We start from the raw sequence: 21,046 nt of genomic DNA, 5'->3' as shown, positions 1-21,046 counted from the left end.
TCGCAGTTACCGTAGTTGTTCCAAAATGCGGGTGATGGCCTCGATCACATAGCGCGGCTTGTCTTTCATCACGTTATGTCCGCTGCCTTTGGCGAACAGGCTGCTGCGGTTTGGGGAGGTCGCGACGAAATTTGCGTGGGCCTTGCGCATTTGGCTGACGATCCTCTCGTCCTGTACCCATAACGTTTCTGCGAGGATGTCGATGACAGGCAGATGCTCAGGAATGCCCACCGTGCGCATCCGTTTCGCTGTGGTTGGGTAGGCTTTCACCACGGGAATGATTGCTTTTGCCAGTTCAGTAGCTGCTTTTTCGAGTGCCTCGAAGCGCGGCGTGTACTCTGCAAGGACGTAATCGACCAGCTGCTGGCTCATATCCGCCGGGATGCCTGCATCTACAAACACAAGGCCTGTCACCTGCACCATATTCTCGGCCAGGAGGCTTGCAATATAGCCACCATAGGAGTGGGCAACGAGCATTACAGGGCCGCTTACACCGTGTGCCGTCAGTGCTGCTTGCAAATCTTCAGCTTCGCCTTCAATGGTGTACGCCCCTTCCCATAGTGGGCTGTTGCCTAAACCGGCGCGGTCATAGACCACGGTTTGAACACCCACCTTGCGCAAATGTGGTTCAATGCCTTTCCAAACCGAAGCATCATTTCCATTCCCACTGATGAAGATGATGGTTGGGCTACCCTCCCCTTTTGCTTCCAGCCATAACGGAGCCGACAAAGCTGCGGTTGAGAAGAGAGCTGCGAGGAAAGCGCAGAAGATGTAGGAGAGAAACTGGCGGAGTATCAGCACAACAGCAACTTTCTTGAAACTAAAAATCTTAGAGCAATACGGCCATAACATCGCATTTTCCGGGTTGTTTCAATGGTGTTGTGAAAGCTTGAGATGAGGAGAGTGCATGTCCCTCTCCAACGCGGATCCTTGAATATAGTTGATAAGCTATATTGTAATGTTGCTATATAGCTTATCAACTATATGTTATTTACATGAGCTTGATTGAAATCCTTAAAACTCTCGCCAATGAGAACAGGTTGACCATTCTGGAGTGGCTTCAGGACCCTGAGGCGCATTTTCCGCCGCAGAAGCATGGCGACCTGATTGAGCATGGGGTTTGTCTGGGAGCAATCGCTCGAAAACTCGGCATTTCTCAGCCCACAGCAACCAACCATATGAAGGTGCTGGTGAATGCCGGTCTGGTGACGCTCACGCGCAACAGCAACTGGGTGTATTTCCGCGTAAACAAGGAGACTGTTTCTCTCTTTCTGGATGATCTTCAAACCAAGATCGCCCCACAAAAATAACTCGCCGACGCAACCTGCAAGCTGATCCTCTTAAGCTGATGGCCTTCTCCCTGATCTTCAGCGGATTGCTCTTGTGCCGCGAGCCCTACTATTCGTTCCTCATCCAATTATGACTGGAATACAGAGTGAAAAGCTCCGTTTTTGTGTTCTTTGGCTCCATGTTTGGTTCTCGTTTAGGAGACCAACTGCTGCTTTTCGTCGTTCCTCTTGTTGTCTTCCAAACCACTGGCAGTGTGTCGCTTTCCGGCCTTGCCTTTACTGCTGAAACGCTGCCGCGCATTCTGTGCTTTCCCGTCTGCGGAATTATGGCAGACCGTTTTTCTCCCGTCACATTGATCCGCATTTCTCAGGCAGGCCGCTCACTGGTCTGTGCCCTTGGCCTTGTTGGCCAATATTTTATGCCTCACGTGGGCTGGGTTGTTGCCATTGCGGCCCTCTCAGGCGTGCTCACCACGCAAGGGTTCATGGCTCGCGAAGTGATGTTGCCGCAAATCTTCAAAGACGTGACCTTCACCAAAGTGCAGTCCTACGCGCAGAGTGTTGACCAGATTTGCATCGTGTTGGGGCCGGTTATTGCCGCGGCTCTGTTCAACGTATTCGGCTGGGAAATTGTCGTGGTCATGTCAGGCGCACTGTTTGTCAGTGCCGATGCGCTCATCTCCATCTGGCGTCGTCTCAGTGACGTGGAGCTGAAAGAGGCCAAGCCGCTGGACGGGCATTGGACCAAGCCACTCCGCATTGCGCTCAACCATCTGTTTTATCTGCCGGGGCTGAAGCGCATTGTGGCGCTCACTGCGCTGGTCAATCTGGTCTTCGGTGTCACACTGGCAACCTCTGCCAGTATGGTCACTGGCCTTTATGAGCAGTCCGAGGAATTCTACGCGCTGCTGCAATCCGTTGGGGCGATTGCCACTTTTGCTGTTTTGCTGATCACAGGCGCGAGTCGTCTTAAGCTGACCCACATCGGTATCATCTCCTACAGCGGGTTGGTTGTTGGCGGTGTGATCACTGGGTTCACGAGCAACTACTGGATTTACCTGTTGGGGTACTGTGTGATCCTTGGCTTTGACAGCATGTTCAACGTCTACATCCGCAGTGCACGGCAGAAGATCATTCCGCCAGATGATTACGGTAAGACGGTTGGTGTGATCATCCTGTTCAACAACTTCACTCTGCCCCTTTCCGGCTTGTTCGTTGGTTTCGTCACCTCGGTTGAATACACCGGATGGCTGGTACTCGCCCTTACTGCGTTCATTGCGTGTGCGGGACTGGCACTCAGCCTTGTTGGCGGCTCCGTGCAACAAGCAGAGGTTAGCGAAACACAATAGACCCGAGCCACATACTGACGCCACACCCCTGAATTGCCATGGGGTGCGGCGGTTTCTTTGGTGCGCGTAACCACTTCACCATGCTGCGCCCTTATGGTGTCTGAAGTGCTTCTTAACGGAGGCACTGGGGACCAAAGGTACTTGCAAGGGTGAGTTTTATGCCAGCCGACTCCAGCCTGCCAGATCAACCGGAAAGCTCTGGCCCGTTCTTCTCCAAGTGGATGAGAGAGGGTCGGGAGATCATTCCCGGCCTCATCATTGCAACAGTGATCGCCATTGCTGCGCGTTATATCTCCGAGCATCAGGGTGGGCCGGTGATGCTTTACGCCCTGCTCATTGGTATGGCCGTGCATTCTATTTATGAGGATGGAAACTGTCAGGCAGGCCTGAGTTTTGCGGCTAAAAAGGTGCTGCGACTGGGCGTGATCCTGCTTGGCCTGCGCGTCTCCTTTGCACAGATCCTTGCACTCGGTTGGCAAACGCTGGCTCTGGTGATCCTCTCGGTGCTGGCCATGTTGTTTGTTGGCCTTGTGGTGGCTCGGTTACTCGGTCGCTCCGCCAGTTTTGGATTGCTGACGGGAGGAGCTGTTGGCATTTGCGGAGCATCCGCAGCGCTGGCGATTTCCTCCGTATTGCCAAACTCCAAGGAAAACGAACAAAACACGCTGTTCACAGTCATCGCCGTAACAGCCCTCTCAACCCTCGCGATGATCCTTTACCCCAGTATCGGACAGATGTTCGGCCTCTCTGATGTGCAGCTCGGCATCTTCTTTGGTGCCACCATTCATGATGTGGCGCAGGTGGTGGGTGCTGGGTTTGCAGTGTCAGACAGCGCAGGTGAAATCGGCACCGTGGTCAAGCTGATGCGGGTGATGATGTTGCTTCCGGTGATTTTTATCATCTCTGTGTGGTCCGCCAAGTGGTTGCACACCAAAAGCAACGCCGCAACGACTGCTCTGCAGACCAAAGCTCCTGTCCCCTATTTCGCCTTCGGGTTCGCAGCACTGGTCGTGGTGAACTCACTGGGCTGGATACCTGAGACACCGCGCCTGATCCTCGTTGATGCCTCCACCTGGTGCCTCGTCATCGCGATCTCGGCACTCGGCGTCATGACCACCCTGAAAACCCTCGTCAGCCTCGGCCATCAGCACCTGTTTGTTATCGTCGCGGAAACACTACTGCTGCTTGGCGGGATCGTTCTGGCGATCAAGTATCTGCTTTAGAACGTTTTGGAATGCGCTGCCAATAGACGAATGCGTAACCTATTGTGCAGGCAATACCCATGAAGATGAGGAAACCTTCGAGGATTATAACTGACGGCGTTGCGATGATGGGCATGAGCAAAATGGCTGTGCTGGTGCCAGCCAGATAGCTAATGAGGGTGGCGCCAACGGGGAGCCAGAGCCGTGTTCTTCTGAGGAAGAGGTGAAAGACAATAGCAGCCGGTAGAGCGGGCCCTGCAATGAAAGGGATGATCGTTGTGAGCGGGATCCTGTCTTGCAGGATATACAAGATCACAAAGCCGATTGGTGGGAAGATTGCAAGTAGGTAGAAAGCGAGACAAGCCGTGATGCCTGCGAGTGTGAGCGCGAAAAGATAAACTGGATAGGCCAGCAAAAACTCGAGAATCTTGCTCTTTGTCATGCCACTCATATTTTTCTCCTGAAGACAACAAAGCAATGATTGAATTGCGCAATGACGTCCACACTGTGCACTCAAATATGTTGTTTGTTACTAACTTTAGTCTCTACGCAAAACTCCTGAATTCGCTGATGCAATTCGTGGTTCTGCGCGTTATAAGTTACTGGTGCAAGTTTAGGGGTGACACGCGGGAGGTGTGCGCCGCTTTAATCAATTTTGGGGAGGTCCCGCCACATCCGGCGGGTCTATAACAAGACGTATAGGTTCACAATATGGATACACGCGCCGCTGTTGCTTATAAAGCCGGAGCCCCTCTTTCCATCGAGACAGTTCAGCTGGACGGCCCGAAGCCTTTTGAGGTTCTGGTTGAAATCATGGCAACAGGTATCTGTCACACAGACGCCTTCACCCTGTCCGGAGATGACCCGGAAGGTCTGTTCCCGGCCATCTTAGGCCATGAAGGCGCAGGCATTGTGCGCGAAGTGGGCAAAGGCGTTACCTCGCTGAAGCCGGGCGATCATGTGATCCCGCTTTACACACCGGAATGCCGCGAGTGTGAGTATTGCCTTAACCCGAAGACCAACCTGTGTCAGTCCATCCGCTCCACACAGGGTGCAGGCGTAATGCCAGACGGGTCCAGCCGCTTCTCCATCAATGGTGAAAAAATTCACCACTACATGGGCACCAGCACCTTCTCCAACTTCACCGTTCTGCCTGAGATTTCTCTGGCGAAGATCCGCAAGGACGCACCGTTTGATAAGGTTTGCTACATCGGTTGTGGTGTGACCACAGGTGTTGGCGCCGTGATCAACACAGCAAAGGCTGAGCCAGGCTGTAAGGCTATTGTGTTTGGTCTTGGCGGTATTGGTCTTAACGTTGTGCAGGGCCTGCGTCTGATCGGTGCTGACCAGATTGTTGGTGTTGACCTCAACCCAGGCAAAAAGGCGCTTGCAGAACAGTACGGCATGACTGACTTCGTCAACCCGAAGGAAGTTGAAGGCGATCTGGTTCCTTACCTTGTTGATCTGACAGGCGGCGGTGCGGATTACACCTTTGAGTGTATTGGCCACCCAACCACCATGCGTCAGGCGCTTGAGTGTAGCCACAAAGGCTGGGGCGAAAGCATCATCATCGGTGTTGCTGGCGCAGGTCAGGAAATCTCCACCCGTCCGTTCCAGCTGGTGACTGGTCGTTCCTGGAGAGGCACTGCCTTCGGTGGCGCGCGTGGTCGTACGGATGTGCCAAAGATCGTGGACTGGTACATGGATGGCAAGATCGACATTGACCACATGATCACCCACACCATGCCGCTGGATGAGATCAACACTGCGTTTGATCTGATGCATGAAGGCAAGTCCATCCGTTCGGTTGTGACGTTCTAAGCCATACTCTGGGTTTTCGTATTGATAAGGTCTAAGCGGACATCTGCTCTGCTTAGGCCTTCATTTTAATGCGTATTCTTATCCGAAAACCGGAACCGCTTTTCGGAAGTACGCTGTGAGAGAGCTATTATGATTGAGCTGATCCAAAGCTGGCGCTGTTTTGATGGCGAGCAACGCGTTTATCGCCACGATAGTAAAGCCACCGGTACGCCAATGGAATTTGCGGTGTTTCTACCGCGCCGTGCGTTGAATGGTGAAGAGTGCCCTACGCTGATGTTCCTCTCCGGTCTCACTTGCACCTGGGAAAACATGGTCTCCAAAGCTGGCAGCCAACGTGCAGCAGCAGAGATGGGCATGATCATCGTGGCACCGGATACGTCTCCACGTGGTGACGATGTGGCGGATGATGATGGCTGGGACATGGGCAAAAGCGCTGGCTTTTACCTAAACGCCACGCAGGAGCCATGGGCCAGGCATTACCGAATGGAAGAGTACATCACGCAGGAGCTGCCGGAGATCTTGGAGGAACACTTCCCGATTGATCTGAGCGCTATGGGCCTGACGGGTCACTCGATGGGTGGTCATGGTGCGTTGACGCTTGCGTTGAAGAACCCGGGCCTGTTCAAGAGCGTGTCTGCATTCGCGCCAATTGTGAACCCAATCAACTGCCCGTGGGGTGAGAAAGCCTTCTCAGGTTATCTCGGTGAAGATCGCTCCACATGGGCAAATTATGATGCGTGCGAACTGGTCAAGTCTCGCAGCTGGAAAGGCCGGATCCTGATCGATCAGGGTTCTGCCGATGGGTTCTTGGAAGAACAGCTGAAGCCTTGGGTCTTTGAAAAGGTTTGCCGTGACGAAGGCGTTGACCTGACTCTGCGTATGCATGGTGGCTACGATCACAGCTACTATTGCATTGCCTCCTTTATGCAAGACCATATCGCCTGGCACTATGACGAATTGGTTTAGCGGTTAACCTATACTAGACCATTGAGGCGCTTGTAGTTTGCAGGCAATAAGGTTAGGTAGCTGCAACAATTGGGAGGGTCCTGCCCTCCCTGAACAGAAAATAGCCAGAGGAACAGATGTCCGAATTCATCCAGAAGATCGTAACCGGGATCAACGGCAAACTTGATGGCGTCGATATGTCAAAATCGATTGCGCTCAACATCAAGGATGAGGGCTTCATCATCGTCGACGAAAACGGCGCGCGCGCAGAAGAAGCAGAGGCTGATTGCACAATCTCTTGCTCTGCGAAGACCTTCAAAGGCTTGGTGGATGGTTCCGTCAACCCGATGACAGCTGTGATGATGGGCAAGATCAAGATCGGCGGCGACAAGATGGTTGCCATGAGCCTTGGCAAAATCCTCGGCTAAGCAAATATAGCGTCAGTCCGCAGTACTGTGGACTGACGCCTTCCACCTCAACGCGAATACATTCCCGCCTTCTCAAGGCTCTTAGAGCCTCTTCAATTTCCATTTTAAAATTGCGATATGGCCAAGTTTCCTTGTGAGATCAAAAGCATGGAACAGTGGCAGTCAATCACGCACTGATTACAGTTTTCGAAAGATCAACTGGACTGTGCGGATAGGTAATTAAGTGTTTTATGGCTCACTGCGCTCTAATAAAACCAGAGAGCTGTAGTCATGAAAAATGGTATTGACGATGAAAATCAGTTTGATCCGGTTGCAGATATTCTTTCCAGTTTTTTTGAGCTTAACAACGCTTTAGACTTGGAAGCTGCAGGCAAGTATGATGAAGCAGCAGAGGCTTTTGAGCACATTCTGCGCAATGATCCAGATGATAGTGTTGGTGCTTCACTTCATCTGGCAGCTATTGGCAAAGGCAATGTACCCAGCTGCATGCCCGAGGCTCATGTGTTGATGCTGTTTGGCCAAATGTCTGAGACCTATGACAAAAGGCTACTGGACGGCCTGAAGTACGCCCTCCCCGAAAAAGTTAAGGAGAGAATGGCTGCGCTTGAGGTTGGGCCTTTCAAGCGAATGCTGGACCTTGGTTGTGGAACAGGACTCTGCTGTGAGGTGCTCAAGGATCAGGTCATTCATAAAATCGGTTTAGACCTTTCTGCGGAGATGCTTGAGAAAGCAAGAGAGAAAGAGATTTATGATGTCTTGCATGAAGGCGAGATCACTCAATTTCTGAAGCAAAGCCGTCATGAGCCCTGGGACCTTGTGATCTCTACAGATGTCATTCCATACAATGGGACTTTGGACGAGATGTTTTTAAATATCGCCCGAAACATGGCTCCCGGTGCTATTTTCCTCTTTTCAACGGAGACCCAGCCGGAAGAGGCGTTTGGCGGCCAGCCTTATCTCATGGGAAAATACTGTCGCTATGCCCATTCGCAGAATTACCTTGAGAACCTGCTGAAGCAGAACAATCTCGAACTTCTTGATCGGACTGAGATGGTCCTACGTTTGGAACAAGGACATCCAATCGCCGGTCAGCTGGTGATTGCAAAGAAAAAAGACCCGGATTAACCGCAAGAACTCTATAACAGTGAACAGTAGCGCGGTTGAGCGGAAACCAAAAAGTATTATTCAGGCAAGAGTAGATCAGGATACTCTGAACCTCCTCCCCGTTGTTCTATGAAGGCTTGATAAAAGACCATCTCCAAGCCATGCTCGACGCGGGAGACGTGGATGCTGCTCAGATTTCGACACTGCAAGATTTAGTAGATGAAGCCCTGACTATTGAGGGTGAACATGAGTAGTGTTTTTCCATTTTGGGGGACGTGTTCATGGGCCATATTGTCAGGCTCCTGAAAAAGGAAGAAGGCCAAAAAGTTATTGATGACTACATCCATGAAGGTTTTAAAATTGGAGAGGCGATTCAAACCGGTGTGATCAGTCACGACAACACCACGAACAATCGCCAGAATGTTATTGAAAGAATTTAAATGAGTGCAGACCAACTCATCCTGTATTGCATAGCTATTTTCTCTGTGTCGATCATCCCCGGCCCCAGCATGGCGCTTGCATTTGCTGAGGGCGCCCGGGGAGGCGTGAACGGTGTTGTTCCGCCCGCACTGGGGAATGTCACCGCCTCTTTAGGGCAAGCCCTGATTGCCTTTTTCGCCTTCCGTTCCGTGGTGTCGCTGGAGCCTCGGGTTTTGCTCACAGTGCAGGCTGTTGGAGCACTGTATATCGCCTATATCGGCTACATCTTCATTCGCCACGGCAGCAGCTTTCGGTTGGATACTGCGGGACCGGAAAAACAGCTTTCCAAAGCGACAGAGGGATTTCAGACTGGATTTCTCATTGCCTTCTTCAACCCAAAAGCGATCCTGTTTTTTGTGGCGTTGTTTCCGCAGTTCGTTAACAGCGAAATTGTAGCAAGCGTTGGTGCGTTGAGTTCTGTTTTCCTGCCCATCGGCCTCATCGCTCTGATCTGCTTTTTAGCCTACGGTTTTTTGGGACAAATCTCACTTCAGGTCTTTGATGAAAGCAAAGTGTTCAACTGGATCGTGCCAGGGTTAGGCGGCTTTTTGCTGCTAACAGCGACACTGGGCCTTCTGGATGCAATCAACCAGATTTTCTGAGTGCAGCAGAGCAGTGATCCGTGTTGGCTGACCTAATCTCTCAGAACTGCCTGCGCTGCCTTGCCTTTCAGCTGAAGGGTGAGGCACCGCACTGAGCCGCCCAGCTTGCAAACCTTGTTGGCTGGCACCGGAATAACCGTCTTGCTGGTGTTGGCCTGGATGGTTTCCAAGACATCATCGCTGTTCTGGTCGCCAAAATGCGGCATGTAGATGAATTGGCCGGTCATCGTCGCGTTGACGTTGACCCCGCAGGCGCTGGACAGATCGTCTTCATCCCACATAGCGTCCACTTCAACAATCTTGATGCCAGGAAAAGATGCCTCCAGTTCCTCGGTGATCTCGGTCCTCATGGGGGCGTCATAGCGGTTGAGGATGATGGTGTTGTCTTCCGCAAACATCACCATGCCATCGCTGTGAGCCATCACCTCTTCATCGGGAGGCAAGATTGCAACTTCTTTCGCGTTCAGCAGCTCCTTCAAAATTGCCTTGCCGTCTTCATAGGACAGGTCATTGTCTTCCAGAAAGCGCGTTGTGGTGATCACCCGGCCTGCGTGGTTATCAACGATATTACCGCCATCCAACAGGTAGTCGGTTTGAGTAAATGTCAGCCCCTTCGCATTGGCAAAGGCGTTGAAACCATCCTGCATTTCATCTGCGACCGCCTGATCTCCTTCAAAGGTGACAGGGGTATAGCGGAACTGAACCGGTTTGCCTGGGTTGATGACGGTGTAGTCCCGCGCCCAAATGTGCGGGAGATAGTCATTGATAAGAACCTCGTCCGGCACCTTGCCTTTGAAGTAAGACCGCGTCTGTGCATCCACAACGATCCGCACCTCGTCGTTGCCATAAACAGCATTTGCGTAGGCGATGTCGAAATCCACGATGTCCCGAAACAGCGCTGCATACTCGGGATCATCGTAGGTATCGGCAATGGATGGCGCTGCGATGAGGATCAGGTCCTGATCAGACGCTAAGGCCGCTGTGAAATGACCGCTCGTCAGTGATAAGCTCACGCTCGCAAGCAACGTACAGGCCATTAGCTGGAGTTGCGATTTGAGGTTTTTCATGTGTGCTCCAGCTGGTCTGTCAGTGCCTCACTTGTAAAAACAGGTGAGTGAACGGGCGATGATCATTTCGTTTGAATGTAAAAGGCCCTGCATCACCAATGGAATGCAGGGCCTCTTCAAGTCATTACGCTCCTAAGAGGCATAGTGCTTAGGCTGCACGAATATCATCCATAAAGGAGTTGATGGTTTTGCGCAGGAGCGCTGCGTTGGATGCAACTGCCTGCGATGCGTCAAGCACCTGAGAGGCAGCTTCCTGCGTTTCCGTCACTTTCACAGACACTTCGCTCACGTTGTGTGCTGCGCTGCGGGTGCCCTGCGCTGCCATCTGAACGTTCTCGCTGATCTCCATGGTCGCGGATCCCTGCTGTTCAACGGCATTGGCGATGGAGGTGGCGTGTTTGTTCACTTCGCTCATTGTGTCGCTGATGCCAACAATGGCTTCCACTGTCTCCTTGGAGGAGTTCTGGATGCCTGAGATCTGTGCTGAAATTTCCTCGGTTGCCTTGGAGGTCTGGGTCGCCAGCTCCTTCACCTCGGAGGCAACAACTGCAAAGCCTTTGCCCATCTCACCAGCACGTGCTGCTTCAATGGTTGCGTTGAGCGCCAGCAGGTTGGTCTGCTCTGCAATATCGCGGATGAGGTTGACGACTTCGCCGATCTTTTGCGCAGCACTGTCAAGTGCCTGAACCTTCTGGCTGCTTTCTTCTGCTCCACTGGTTGCGGCGCCCACCACACGGTTGGTCTCACCCAACTGGCGGCTGATCTCTTCAATGGAGGCGCTCAGCTCTTCAGCTGCGGTCGCAACCGTCTGCACATTGGCTGAGGCTTCTTCGGAGGCATCACGAGCGGAGTTGGAACGCAGAGCAGAATCCTCTGCAATGCCGGTCAGGCGGGTGGCGGTGTGTTCCATTTCCGCAGAACGCTGATCCACACTCTGCAGTGCTTGCGTGACTTCGGCACCAAACTGGCTCAACAGGTTCTCGATGCGGCTCTGACGTTCCTCGCGAGCACCGGATTCCTCATCGCTTTGCTCTTGCAGGCGAATACGCTCTACGTTGTTCTGGCGCAGAACTTCGATCGCTTGCGCCATCTCACCAATCTCATCAGAGCGGGTGGAATACGCAATCTTGATGTCCATCTTGTTCTCGGACAAATCACGCAGGGCCTTCGTCATCACAGGAATCGGCTTCAGCATGAATTTGAAGCCGAAGTAGGCCATCAGAACAAGAACAAGCCCCAGTCCAAGTGCGGCGTAGAGCAGGTTCCAGGTGACGTTATCAACCTGCGCTTCAATGTGGGATTTTTCAACGCCTACATAAAGAATACCAATCACGCGATTGTTGCTGTCAAAGATTGGCTGGTACAGGGTGTAATAGGCCATGCCGAGGATGTCGGCTTCACCGCGGAAGGTCTTGCCAGACTTGATAATTGGATAAACACTGCCAGTTTTGCCGAGTGGTGTATCGACGGCGCGTTCACCCTTCTTGTTTTTGATGTTGGTGGTTTTGCGCCAGTAATCCTGGGTTGCGTCATCCCACACAAAAACAGTTGCGGTCTCGCCAGTCAGATGCCCAATCTGGTCAACAAGATCGTTCCCTGAAAAGCTCAGAGGATCATTTGTGATGATTTTGGCAACATTAGAATTGTGATCCAGCTTCACGGTTGCTGATGGGAGTTCCTGCTGGAACTGTGCAGCCGCGATGCGAAGATTGATATTGTGACGTTTGTCCACCTCATCGCTCAGCGTACCCCAGAGTAACAGGTCTGCGGCCAGCACAAGAACACCGATTGTTACGACAATGGCAAATGAAACGGTTGAAGCTATTTTGGTGGTCAGGTTAATTCCGGAAAAGTGCATAAGTGCCCCGTTGCTATTCTTATTTTCCGCTGCGGGTATTTTCTGAGAATACCACTGTTAGTTTTAGGGGTATGGTGCACTTACTAATAACAAATTAAATTTTGAACTATTCCGCTCGGTAATATGCAAAAATATAATGAGAGCAAATACTTATATTATTTCCGATAGGGCACATTTCTGCGCATAAGCTGTTGCCTGAGGGGCAGAATGCGACAATCCGCGCAAGAAAAAACCCCGCCTCCAAGGGAGAGGTCGGGGCTGAGGAGAGGTCTCCACCACAACTTACGTCGCCAAACTTGCCTGAAGCTCGGCGAGAGGAGTCGCGGGTTTCAATATTGCTCTTTGTAAGAACCAAATGTGAGTTGATGCACCAACTTGATCACAAAGATGATTGGTTGTGCGAGCAGACCCGGAACAAACAAGACAAAAGCTACGCAGTAGAACGAAAAGAACGGCCCCACGAACATAACGAAAGTCCCCAGGCGTTCGGGGACTATGTCCTCGGGCGTGAAAATAAAGAAACCCCAAATTGTAAATAACAGAATTAGGAACGAGGCAATCACACTTAAGAAATGCAGGTGACTAACACGCTGGTATGCTTTGTTTTCGTTCCAATACTTCAAGTATCCGTAAACAAAGGGGAGAGTGAATGGTACGGCGAGCAGTAAAGTGGAGAGGCTGGCTATTGCGAAGTGACTTGCATTATATGAGCTTAACCTCTGCAGCGCGAAAAAACGTGATTGGGACATTGGAAATGTTTCGAGACAAAATGATACAAGGTATTGAATTATATCATATTTCATCAGATAAACTGAAAAATTGGAAGGTAAGACTATAAGGAGTATAGAGAGGATAAACAGATATAAGATTGTCTTGTTGTTCCACCTATAATATGCGTAGGAGTGATAGGCGCTCAGTGATGCATAACCCAGCAAGCTCCTGTATTTCTTTCGTCCCTCTTCAAATTTCTCAATTGAGTTTATCTTCATTGGTTTGGTCCAAGATAAGTAGAAGAAATTTATGTTTGAGAATGCAGTTTACGGCAGAAAATCAATTGATAACAACTAAGTGGGCTGGCTTGTCACCAATTGGAAGCACAGCCCAAGTTAGTTGCTTTACGAAAGTGCTCTAAGTCTGCATTTCGCTTTGAAGCTCGGCGAGAAGTTCTTCCAGTAGGCCCATACCGGCATTCCAGCCTTGGTTCATGCCGCCGATGGCTGCCTCGAAGCAGGCTATCTCGGCCTCTGTGGCGTCATGGGGAACCCATGTGAGGCGCATTTTGGTCTGGTCGCCGTCTTGCTCGAAGGTGACGGTGGTCAGCAAAACACGAGGCCAGTCCTGCATCATCGGGCTGGCAATCACATTCCAGTCAGCGTCAGAGGTTGCATGCAGCCATACCAGTTTTGAAGGTTTTGAGACCTCTGTATATTCAACGCGTTGGAAGTTGGAATTGTCTCCCCACTTCATCTCATGCAGCCAAAGGCCGCCTTGTTTGACGTCCAGCTGGTGGACGATGCTTTCCACGTTGGGGCCGTACCAGCGCGAAATAAGATCCGGCTCGGTCCATGTACGCCAAACCAGCTCGCGCGGGGCGTTAAAGGTGCGTTCCAGTACATAGGTTGGTAGTTCACTCATTCCAATTCCCTCCTCAACTCTCGGATTTCTTCAATTCCTCCAGAAGATCATCCAGCTGATCAAAGCTGGATGACCAGAACTTGCTAAACTCTTCCAGCCATTTAACCGCCTCACGCATGGGCTCGGCTTTGAGCCGTGCCGGGCGGCGTTGCTTGTCTATAGCGCGTTCAACCAACCCTGCCCGTTCCAGAACCTTCAGATGCTTTGAGACGGCAGGTTGGCTCATGCAAAATGGCTCAGCCAGCTCGTTGACCGATGCGTCTCCATTGGCGAGCCGTATCAGGATTGCACGGCGCGTTGGATCGGCCAGTGCTGCAAACACGGCATCAAGGTTTTCTGGTTGGGGTGTCTGGTTCACCTGTTGCATAACCGCATGGTTATATAATAATTGAAATTGGTCAAGCCCAAAGTCATGAGAGTGTGTCAGGGCAAAAGAAAACCCCGCCGTCCTGATGGAAAGCGGGGTTTCATATCTTGTGATAACGCAGGAGACTAGGCCAGCTCTTCACTGCGTTTTTTGGCAGCTGCAACAGCGCGCGAAAGGAGTGGCGGCATGCCGTCCTCTTCGTTCATAAGTACATCAAGCGCCGCGGCTGTGGTGCCGTTTGGAGATGTCACATTGATGCGCAGCTGGGTAGGGTCATCGCTGGCATCTTCTGCCAGCTGACCTGCTCCGCCAACGGTGGCTTTTGCCAGCTGCATCGCCAGTTCTTCCGGCAGCCCTTGCTCTGCGCCTGCTTTGGCGAGGCACTCGATCAGGTGGAACACATAGGCTGGTCCAGAGCCGGAGACTGCAGTCACAGCATCCATCTGACTTTCGTTTTCCAGCACAACGGTCTGCCCGACAGCGGCGAGCAGTTCCTGTGCCATCGCCAGATTGCTTTCCGAGCAGTGGTCGTTTGGAATGAGCGCGGTGATGCCGCGGCCAATTGCTGCTGGTGTGTTTGGCATGGCGCGGATGATCGGGCTGCCCTCACCCACCAGAGAAAGAAGTGTGGTCAGGTTTGTGCCCGCTGCAACGGAAATGAAAACGGTGCTGCCACCGCCTAACGCCACAACCTGAGGGGTTGCATCGCCCATCATCTGTGGCTTCACAGCCAGAATACACACTGCCGGAGCTGCTGGCAGTTGCTTGTTCAGGCTTAGGCCGTGATCTTCCAGTGACCTCAGCCAGTCAGATGGATAAGGATCAATCACAGTTGTGCTGGAAGGCAGAACGCCTGCTTCCAGCCAGCCCTTCAGCATGGCTGAGCCCATCTTTCCGCAGCCAAGCAAAACGAGGCCGTTTGTGTTTATCTGTTCAATCTGACTAGGCTTCGACATCGATTAATTTCCGTAAGTCGCTAAATTCAAACGCGGGTCATCCAGTTCCAGCGGGAACTTACGCGGAACCAGACCGGATTGAAACCAGTTCACGAACGTGTAGATGGAATAGACGGGCAATCCGGTGAGTTTGCGGATGTCATTGGCGTAGGGCACCATATTGGTGCACTCCAGCACGATGGCGCCAATGCCTTCGTTTTTGGTCACCAATTCTGCGGCAGCGTCCAACAGATCCAGACGGGCATCTTCAAAGTTGATGGCGTCATAGTCATCCAGCACTTCGCGGGTGAAGTTGCGCAGACCATCTGTGCCTACAATCACCGTATCTTCCGGTGCGCCTGCCGCTTTCAGGTGCTCTTTGGTGAGTGTTTCTTTGGAAATGGTGATGACGCCGACGCGCTTATTCTTCGGCAAAAGCTGTTGCACGCTTGGGATTTGCATCAAGGAAGACGTTGCGACGGGCACGCCAAGCGCTTCCTTCACCTCGTCCTGAATGAGAGCCAGAAAACCGCAGTTGGTGGTGATGCCATCGCAGCCGGTTCGTACCAGATCGCGACCTGCTTCAATAAACAGGTCCAACAGCTCACGCGGATCATTGCGCACCACCTTGTTTGGGGTCGCACCGCGGACCACACGGTAATGCACTGGAAACGGCCATGTCTGGGCATTGCCGATGTCGCCGTAAATGCGCGGGAATTTGGTTTCCAGCATGAGAATGCCGACTGAGGCACCAAATACGGTCTTGCCTCCATACTCAACGGACATAATTCAAAACCTCTTCTATAAAATTGGAGGGCAAAGCAGGTTAAGTGTTGGGGACCTGCGACCTGCTTTGCTTTTGGTACTCGCGTTAATCTGCTGGAACGTAGAGCTGCGAATAGGCTATGCGCACCGCCTCTGTTGCTTCATCGCGACGTCGTTCAATATGGTGACGCATGGTGGAAACGGCTTTGTCTTCGTCCCGGTTAATCAGGGCGGTCAGCACCACACGGTGGGCCGAAAGCTGGGCTTCCTCCTGCGTGGAAACAGGTGTCTTGCCGCGTAGGTATTTCAAGTCGACAAGACGGATGTAACGCACGCGGTCATTCAGGTTTTCCAGAATGCGGACCAGCTCGTTGCTTTGAGACAGGGCAGCGATGCGCATGTGATAGGCCTCATCCATGCTCAAAAGCTCCATCGGGTCTTCGCAGCTGTCGTAGTCCGGTTCAGTGGACTTCAAAAACTCCATCAGATCCTGAAGTTCTTCATCACTGGCCCGGCGGCAAACAAGGCGGACAATCTCCGTCTCAATGGCGACACGCGCTTCATAAAGGTCGAGAATAAGCTTCGGGCTCAGAGGGCGGCAAAAGAAACCGCGGCCACTCTGGAACGTGAGGAAGCCTTCTGCCACGAGTCGATTCAACGCCTCGCGCAACGGTGTCCGGCTTGCGCCCAACTCTGTGGATAACGCACTCTCGTTGATACGGGCATCCGGCTTAAGTTCGAAATAGGCCGCCATTTTCCGTAGTTTTTCGTAGATGCGGTCCACGTTGCTATCAGCTTTTGTCATTCCAAAATCGCTCTCAATCCTGCCGTCGCAGGCCCCCAAAATTGGCTCAGCACTTACCACGTCATAGATGAACTGTACATTCCATTTGACCTGCGCTCAATATTGAATATGGTGCTGTATACAATTTTGAGTGCAATCGATTCTGCATTCTTCGGGTTTAGTAAATTGCCTGCTTAACAGGTGGGACGGGTCTGATAGGTGACACTGTGACGAATAAGATGAATGGTGCAGAAGCCATGGTAAAAATGCTGGAGGCGCAGGGCGTCCAGCACATTTTCGGTCTTTGCGGCGATACAACACTGCCGTTTTATGACGCGATGTATAAGCTTGATCACAAGATGACCCACGTTTTGACCCGTGATGAGCGCTGTGCCACTTACATGGCCGATGCGTATTCACGAGTGACCGGACGTCCGGGTGTGTGTGAGGGGCCGTCTGGTGGTGGCGCAACCTACATTTTGCCGGGTCTGATCGAAGCCTCTGAAAGCTCTTATGCTGTGCTTGGCATCACGACAGACATTTCTGTTGGATCCTACGGCAAGTACCCACTGACCGAAGTGGATCAGGAAGCGCTGATGCGTCCGCTGACCAAGTGGAACACCGTGATCAAGCGCGCTGACCACATTCCGCGGATGGTTCGTAAAGCCTTCCGTGCCATGACAACGGGTCGCTCCGGTGCTGCTCATCTCGGCCTGCCCTACGACATTCAGTATGATGCGGTCGATGCCTCTGACATCTGGGCAGATCAGCGGCTGACGTCATATCCAGCTTACCCTCAGGCCCCTGCTCCAGGTGCTGCTGAAGCTGCGGTTGATGCGATCCTTTCTGCGAAGAAACCGCTTATTGTGTGCGGCGGCGGTGTTGTGATTGCTGGTGCTATGGAAGAACTGGAGCGTCTGGCATCCCGTCTCGATATTCCGGTTGCAACGTCTATCTCCGGTCAGGGTTCACTGGCTGAAACCCATCCAAACTGTGTCGGTGTAGTCGGGTCCAATGGCGGAACGGACGAGACATGGGAAGCCATGGCCAATGCGGACCTTGTGGTGTTCATGGGGGCTCGTGCCGGCTCCACCACCACCTCCCGCTGGGAAGCGCCATCTGCCAAAACCCGTGTGGTTCACTTCGACAACGACCCGATGGTGATCGGTGCGAACTACGAAGTGGAAGTTGGCGTCGTTGGTGACCTCAAGCTGTCTCTTGCGCAGGTCAACGCTGTTCTCGACAAACGCGATCAGGGCGCTGACACTTTCGGCGGTGCAGCTGCTGTTGCAGACATCAAGAAACGCAAGTTTGAGATCTTCAACAAGCTGGCCCAAAGCGGTGAAGCACCGATCCGTCCTGAACGCGTGATTGACGCTATGATGAAGGTGTTGCCGGTTGATGCCACAGTGATCTCTGATCCAGGCACTTCCTGCCCGTACTTCTCTGCTTATTACCAGCTGCCGCAGTCTGGTCGTTACTTCATCACCAACCGCGCACATGGCGCATTGGGTTACTCACTCTCTGCTGCGCTGGGTGCATGGTATGGCCGTCCAACCAGCAAAGTGGTTGCCATGATGGGTGATGGCTCCTTCGGCTTTACCTGTGGTGAGCTGGAGACTGTGTGCCGTTCCCGTGCACCAATAACGTACATCGTGTTCTCAAATTCCAGCTACGGCTGGATCAAGGCAAGCCAGTATGCAGACACAGATGCGCGCTACTACAATGTAGACTTTAACCGCACTGATCAGGCCGCTGTTGCCGCTGCTTATGGTGTGAAGAGTTGGCGCGTTGAAAATCCTGATGATCTGGAGCGTGTACTCAAAGAGGCAATCGAACATGACGGCCCAACGCTGATTGATGTTGTGACGCAGCCTCTTGAAGAAGCAAACGCCCCTGTACGTCGCTGGATGGGATAAGAGCCATGAACGCTGAACAGAAAATCACCGGGATGGATGTCTGGCACGTACAGCTGCCAGTGAACGCCCGCCGCGACCATGGCATTGGTTCTGTTGAACACGCCGTTGATATTGTCATCCTCCGCTTAACGGCGGAGGGGGGCGAAACCGGTTGGGGGGAAGCCTCGCCGTGGTCCGTCTTTACAGGATCAGCAGAAGCCACCTTTGCGGCGCTCGACCGCTACATCCGTCCGCTTGTTGTTGGCCGCACCATTGGTGAACGCGCCATGATCATGAAGGACGCCCAAAAGGCGGTTGCTCATTGTACCGAGGCGAAAGCAGCTCTGGAAACAGCACTGCTCGACCTGCAGGGCCGAATCTCTGATTTGCCTGTCTGGGCGCTGCTGGGTGGCAAATGCCGCGATACGATCCCTCTTTCCTGTTCTATTGCTGATCCTGATTTCGATCGTGATTTGGCATTGATGGAACGTTTGAAAGAGGATGGCGTACGCATCATCAAGCTCAAAACAGGCTTCAAAGGTCATGAGTTTGATATGATGCGTATGGAGCGCCTACGCATGAGCTATCCTGAGTTTTCCATTCGTGTGGACTACAATCAGGGTCTGCACCACGATAGTGCCCTAGGGTGCGTTCGCGATATCGCGAGTTTTCAACCAGATTTTATCGAACAGCCGGTTGCGCATAACCTTCGGGAACTTATGGCAACTATCCGAAATTCCATCGATGTGCCGCTTCTTGCGGACGAAAGCATCTTTGGGCCAGAGGATATGCTGACCGCGATTAACATGGGGATAGCTGACGGTGTTTCAGTCAAAATAATGAAGAGTGGAGGCTTGACTCGGGCCCAAACTGTAGCCCGCATGGCCGCAACCGCTGGTATGAGTGCCTATGGCGGCGACATGTTTGAATCCGGCCTCGCCCACCTTGCCGGAACGCATATGATTGCTGCAACGCCAGAAATCACTTTAGCTTGTGAGTTTTATCAGGCAAAATACTTCCTAGTAGAAGACCTTATGGAAACGCCATTTGAAACCAGAGGCGGCGATGTGATCGTTCCGCAAACGGCAGGCTTGGGAGGCCGGCCGGATCTGGAGAAAGTTGAGCACTATGCGATTTCCAAGAGTGCGGTGCTGGGGGCTGCATGAATAAAAATAATGTCGTCGTCATCGGTGCAGGGATCGTTGGTGTATCAGCAGCTTTATGGTTGAAGCGTGAGGGTCATGATGTGACCCTCATCGACAAGGGTGAGCCCGGCATGGGCGCATCCTTTGGCAATGCATGTGTTCTGGCCAGCTGCTCTGTGGCGCCAGTCACAGCGCCGGGTTTGATCCTGAAAGGCCCAAAGCTTCTGCTGGATCCAAACTTTCCGCTGTTCCTGCGTTGGAGCTACCTGCCGAAGCTGGCGGGCTGGCTGGCACGTTACCTGTCACACGCAACGGATAAGGAAACCCGCCGCATTGCGCAGGGGCTGACGCCGATTGTTGGTGACAGCGTGGACCAGCACCATGCATTGGTGGATGGAACCAGCGCTGCAAAGTGGCTGCAGGAAAGCACCTACAGCTTTGCCTACAACGACAGAGCCGCCTTTGAAGCAGACGCATACACCTGGGAACTGCGCCGCAAAGCCGGGTTTGTGCCGGAATTGATTGAAGGTGACGCCGTTCACGAGATGGAGCCAATCCTTGCCAAAAACATCAAGTTGCTGGCGTTGATGCGTGATCACGGGTTTATTCAGGACCCGGGTGCATATGTTCGGGATCTGGTGCAGATTTTCAAAGAGATGGGCGGCACGTTTGTGCAGGCCGAAGTGAAGGATTTCGATCTGTCGGGCGGCTCGATTTCAGCCGTCATGACTGACAGAGGACGTTTTGAGTGTGATCGTGCCGTTCTGGCAACTGGCGTCTGGTCCAAGCCTTTGATGAATAAGCTTGGCATCAACGTGCCGCTGGAAGCTGAGCGCGGTTACCATATTTTATTCAAGAACCCGAGCGAGCAGCCGAGCCAGCCAATCATGGTCGCCTCCGGCAAGTTCGTGGCAACACCAATGGCACAGGGATTGCGCTGTGCGGGTGTTGTTGAGTTTGGCGGGCTGGAAGCTGGCGCTTCCAAAACTCCTCTGGCTCTACTAAGGAAAAAAGTTCGCGAGAGCTTCCCGCATCTGGAAGCATCAAGCGAAGAAGAATGGTTGGGCTTCCGCCCTGCGCCATCGGACAGTCTCCCCCTCATCGGTGAAGTGGGCAAAAGCGGTGTTTATGCAGCGTTTGGGCACCACCACATCGGCCTGACGGGCGGTCCAAAAACCGGGCGGCTGGTCTCTGATCTGATCAGCGGTAAACGCCCCAATAACGATATAAGCCCTTACGATCCGCAAAGATTTAATTGAGGGCATCACTAATTTTCTTGGAGGAGAGAACATATGAAGAAGTCTAGTCTACTGGTTACCTTGAGTGTTTCCGCTATGGCGTTGGGGGCAACTGCTGCTTCTGCGGAAAAGTG

21 protein-coding genes are annotated in these 21,046 nt (G+C 52.5%); 12 read left to right on the top strand and 9 right to left on the bottom strand.

The annotated features are described in order from the left end of the window. Positions 1-6: 6 nt before the first annotated feature. Entirely contained in the window at positions 7-852 is an 846-nt protein-coding gene (locus PsW74_RS01265; protein ID WP_082830438.1) for an alpha/beta hydrolase, read from the bottom strand. 143 nt (positions 853-995) lie between these two features. Here PsW74_RS01265 and PsW74_RS01260 point away from each other — a divergent pair, with 143 nt between their 5' ends. The 3 genes from PsW74_RS01260 to PsW74_RS01250 all read left to right on the top strand — a co-directional run bounded on the left by PsW74_RS01260 (position 996) and on the right by PsW74_RS01250 (position 3,861). After that, complete coding sequence (locus tag PsW74_RS01260) at positions 996-1,310, top strand: metalloregulator ArsR/SmtB family transcription factor (RefSeq protein ID WP_063287545.1); 315 nt, start codon at positions 996-998, stop codon at positions 1,308-1,310. 125 nt (positions 1,311-1,435) lie between these two features. Further along, positions 1,436-2,638 carry an MFS transporter gene (locus PsW74_RS01255; RefSeq protein WP_063287546.1) on the top strand — a complete coding sequence of 401 codons (1,203 nt, stop codon included), beginning with the start codon at positions 1,436-1,438 and terminating at the stop codon, positions 2,636-2,638. 158 nt (positions 2,639-2,796) lie between these two features. After that, positions 2,797-3,861: a putative sulfate exporter family transporter gene (locus PsW74_RS01250; protein ID WP_063287547.1), complete on the top strand. Its 1,065-nt coding sequence runs from the start codon at positions 2,797-2,799 to the stop codon at positions 3,859-3,861. Here the strand turns inward: PsW74_RS01250 and PsW74_RS01245 are convergent. Continuing rightward, the gene (locus tag PsW74_RS01245; protein WP_063287548.1) at positions 3,845-4,291 is read right to left on the bottom strand and encodes a hypothetical protein; all 447 of its coding nucleotides are present in this window, start codon (positions 4,289-4,291) and stop codon (positions 3,845-3,847) included. The genes PsW74_RS01250 and PsW74_RS01245 overlap by 17 nt on opposite strands. Before the next feature lie 260 nt (positions 4,292-4,551). Here PsW74_RS01245 and PsW74_RS01235 point away from each other — a divergent pair, with 260 nt between their 5' ends. From PsW74_RS01235 to PsW74_RS01215, 6 genes are all read left to right on the top strand, one after another. After that, positions 4,552-5,661: an S-(hydroxymethyl)glutathione dehydrogenase/class III alcohol dehydrogenase gene (locus tag PsW74_RS01235; RefSeq protein WP_057461388.1), complete on the top strand. Its 1,110-nt coding sequence runs from the start codon at positions 4,552-4,554 to the stop codon at positions 5,659-5,661. 129 nt (positions 5,662-5,790) lie between these two features. Further along, entirely contained in the window at positions 5,791-6,627 is an 837-nt protein-coding gene (fghA, locus tag PsW74_RS01230) for an S-formylglutathione hydrolase (protein ID WP_063287550.1), read from the top strand. A 116-nt stretch (positions 6,628-6,743) separates the two neighbouring features. Further along, a complete protein-coding gene (locus PsW74_RS01225; protein WP_057461386.1) occupies positions 6,744-7,034 on the top strand; it encodes an SCP2 sterol-binding domain-containing protein in 291 nt (96 codons plus the stop codon). 270 nt (positions 7,035-7,304) lie between these two features. Further along, on the top strand, positions 7,305-8,159 hold the full coding sequence (locus PsW74_RS01220; RefSeq protein ID WP_063287551.1) for a methyltransferase domain-containing protein: 855 nt from the start codon (positions 7,305-7,307) through the stop codon (positions 8,157-8,159). Positions 8,160-8,419: 260 nt separating this feature from the next. Further along, on the top strand, positions 8,420-8,578 hold the full coding sequence (locus PsW74_RS28790; RefSeq protein ID WP_193775925.1) for a hypothetical protein: 159 nt from the start codon (positions 8,420-8,422) through the stop codon (positions 8,576-8,578). After that, positions 8,579-9,220 carry a LysE family translocator gene (locus PsW74_RS01215; protein ID WP_063287552.1) on the top strand — a complete coding sequence of 214 codons (642 nt, stop codon included), beginning with the start codon at positions 8,579-8,581 and terminating at the stop codon, positions 9,218-9,220. It begins immediately after the preceding gene. A gap of 32 nt (positions 9,221-9,252) precedes the next feature. Here PsW74_RS01215 and PsW74_RS01210 read toward each other — a convergent pair whose 3' ends face one another. From PsW74_RS01210 to PsW74_RS01175, 7 genes are all read right to left on the bottom strand, one after another. Next, positions 9,253-10,287: an agmatine deiminase family protein gene (locus PsW74_RS01210; RefSeq protein ID WP_063287553.1), complete on the bottom strand. Its 1,035-nt coding sequence runs from the start codon at positions 10,285-10,287 to the stop codon at positions 9,253-9,255. A gap of 148 nt (positions 10,288-10,435) precedes the next feature. Then, complete coding sequence (locus tag PsW74_RS01205) at positions 10,436-12,145, bottom strand: Cache 3/Cache 2 fusion domain-containing protein (protein WP_063287554.1); 1,710 nt, start codon at positions 12,143-12,145, stop codon at positions 10,436-10,438. Positions 12,146-13,273: 1,128 nt separating this feature from the next. Beyond that, entirely contained in the window at positions 13,274-13,780 is a 507-nt protein-coding gene (locus PsW74_RS01195; protein ID WP_063287556.1) for an SRPBCC domain-containing protein, read from the bottom strand. Positions 13,781-13,793: 13 nt separating this feature from the next. Then, on the bottom strand, positions 13,794-14,147 hold the full coding sequence (locus PsW74_RS01190; RefSeq protein ID WP_063287557.1) for a metalloregulator ArsR/SmtB family transcription factor: 354 nt from the start codon (positions 14,145-14,147) through the stop codon (positions 13,794-13,796). 125 nt (positions 14,148-14,272) lie between these two features. Further along, positions 14,273-15,103: a pyrroline-5-carboxylate reductase gene (proC, locus tag PsW74_RS01185; RefSeq protein ID WP_063287558.1), complete on the bottom strand. Its 831-nt coding sequence runs from the start codon at positions 15,101-15,103 to the stop codon at positions 14,273-14,275. 3 nt (positions 15,104-15,106) lie between these two features. After that, a complete protein-coding gene (locus PsW74_RS01180) occupies positions 15,107-15,868 on the bottom strand; it encodes an aspartate/glutamate racemase family protein (protein ID WP_063287559.1) in 762 nt (253 codons plus the stop codon). 85 nt (positions 15,869-15,953) lie between these two features. Further along, the gene (locus PsW74_RS01175) at positions 15,954-16,652 is read right to left on the bottom strand and encodes a GntR family transcriptional regulator (RefSeq protein ID WP_008551148.1); all 699 of its coding nucleotides are present in this window, start codon (positions 16,650-16,652) and stop codon (positions 15,954-15,956) included. A gap of 206 nt (positions 16,653-16,858) precedes the next feature. Here PsW74_RS01175 and PsW74_RS01170 point away from each other — a divergent pair, with 206 nt between their 5' ends. Genes PsW74_RS01170 through PsW74_RS01160 form a run of 3 tightly spaced genes read left to right on the top strand, consistent with a single transcriptional unit; the run spans position 16,859 to position 20,933 of the window. Further along, on the top strand, positions 16,859-18,550 hold the full coding sequence (locus PsW74_RS01170) for a thiamine pyrophosphate-binding protein (protein ID WP_063287560.1): 1,692 nt from the start codon (positions 16,859-16,861) through the stop codon (positions 18,548-18,550). Positions 18,551-18,555: 5 nt separating this feature from the next. Continuing rightward, positions 18,556-19,695: an enolase C-terminal domain-like protein gene (locus PsW74_RS01165; protein ID WP_063287561.1), complete on the top strand. Its 1,140-nt coding sequence runs from the start codon at positions 18,556-18,558 to the stop codon at positions 19,693-19,695. After that, positions 19,692-20,933 (top strand): FAD-binding oxidoreductase, encoded by a 1,242-nt coding sequence (locus PsW74_RS01160; protein WP_063287562.1) that lies wholly within the window; start codon positions 19,692-19,694, stop codon positions 20,931-20,933. Before PsW74_RS01165 ends, PsW74_RS01160 begins: the two co-directional genes overlap by 4 nt. Positions 20,934-21,046 lie beyond the last annotated feature (113 nt).

It is taken from the genome of Pseudovibrio sp. W74 (genome assembly GCF_001623085.1).
Taxonomy (GTDB): Bacteria; Pseudomonadota; Alphaproteobacteria; order Rhizobiales; family Stappiaceae; genus Pseudovibrio.
Note: the sequence above shows the minus strand (reverse complement) of the source record. Positions and strands in the feature narration are given on the sequence as shown.

Coding starts and splice junctions, on each gene's coding strand:
- PsW74_RS01220 (WP_063287551.1), top strand. CDS start 7,305: ATGAAAAATGGTATTGACGATGAAAATCAGTTTGATCCGGTTGCAGAT.
- PsW74_RS01215 (WP_063287552.1), top strand. CDS start 8,579: ATGAGTGCAGACCAACTCATCCTGTATTGCATAGCTATTTTCTCTGTG.
- PsW74_RS01165 (WP_063287561.1), top strand. CDS start 18,556: ATGAACGCTGAACAGAAAATCACCGGGATGGATGTCTGGCACGTACAG.
- PsW74_RS01210 (WP_063287553.1), bottom strand. CDS start 10,287: ATGAAAAACCTCAAATCGCAACTCCAGCTAATGGCCTGTACGTTGCTT.
- PsW74_RS01175 (WP_008551148.1), bottom strand. CDS start 16,652: ATGACAAAAGCTGATAGCAACGTGGACCGCATCTACGAAAAACTACGG.
- PsW74_RS01180 (WP_063287559.1), bottom strand. CDS start 15,868: ATGTCCGTTGAGTATGGAGGCAAGACCGTATTTGGTGCCTCAGTCGGC.
- PsW74_RS01260 (WP_063287545.1), top strand. CDS start 996: ATGAGCTTGATTGAAATCCTTAAAACTCTCGCCAATGAGAACAGGTTG.
- PsW74_RS01235 (WP_057461388.1), top strand. CDS start 4,552: ATGGATACACGCGCCGCTGTTGCTTATAAAGCCGGAGCCCCTCTTTCC.
- fghA (WP_063287550.1), top strand. CDS start 5,791: ATGATTGAGCTGATCCAAAGCTGGCGCTGTTTTGATGGCGAGCAACGC.
- PsW74_RS01195 (WP_063287556.1), bottom strand. CDS start 13,780: ATGAGTGAACTACCAACCTATGTACTGGAACGCACCTTTAACGCCCCG.
- PsW74_RS01250 (WP_063287547.1), top strand. CDS start 2,797: ATGCCAGCCGACTCCAGCCTGCCAGATCAACCGGAAAGCTCTGGCCCG.
- PsW74_RS01205 (WP_063287554.1), bottom strand. CDS start 12,145: ATGCACTTTTCCGGAATTAACCTGACCACCAAAATAGCTTCAACCGTT.
- PsW74_RS28790 (WP_193775925.1), top strand. CDS start 8,420: ATGGGCCATATTGTCAGGCTCCTGAAAAAGGAAGAAGGCCAAAAAGTT.
- PsW74_RS01190 (WP_063287557.1), bottom strand. CDS start 14,147: ATGCAACAGGTGAACCAGACACCCCAACCAGAAAACCTTGATGCCGTG.
- PsW74_RS01225 (WP_057461386.1), top strand. CDS start 6,744: ATGTCCGAATTCATCCAGAAGATCGTAACCGGGATCAACGGCAAACTT.
- proC (WP_063287558.1), bottom strand. CDS start 15,103: ATGTCGAAGCCTAGTCAGATTGAACAGATAAACACAAACGGCCTCGTT.
- PsW74_RS01265 (WP_082830438.1), bottom strand. CDS start 852: ATGTTATGGCCGTATTGCTCTAAGATTTTTAGTTTCAAGAAAGTTGCT.
- PsW74_RS01245 (WP_063287548.1), bottom strand. CDS start 4,291: ATGAGTGGCATGACAAAGAGCAAGATTCTCGAGTTTTTGCTGGCCTAT.
- PsW74_RS01160 (WP_063287562.1), top strand. CDS start 19,692: ATGAATAAAAATAATGTCGTCGTCATCGGTGCAGGGATCGTTGGTGTA.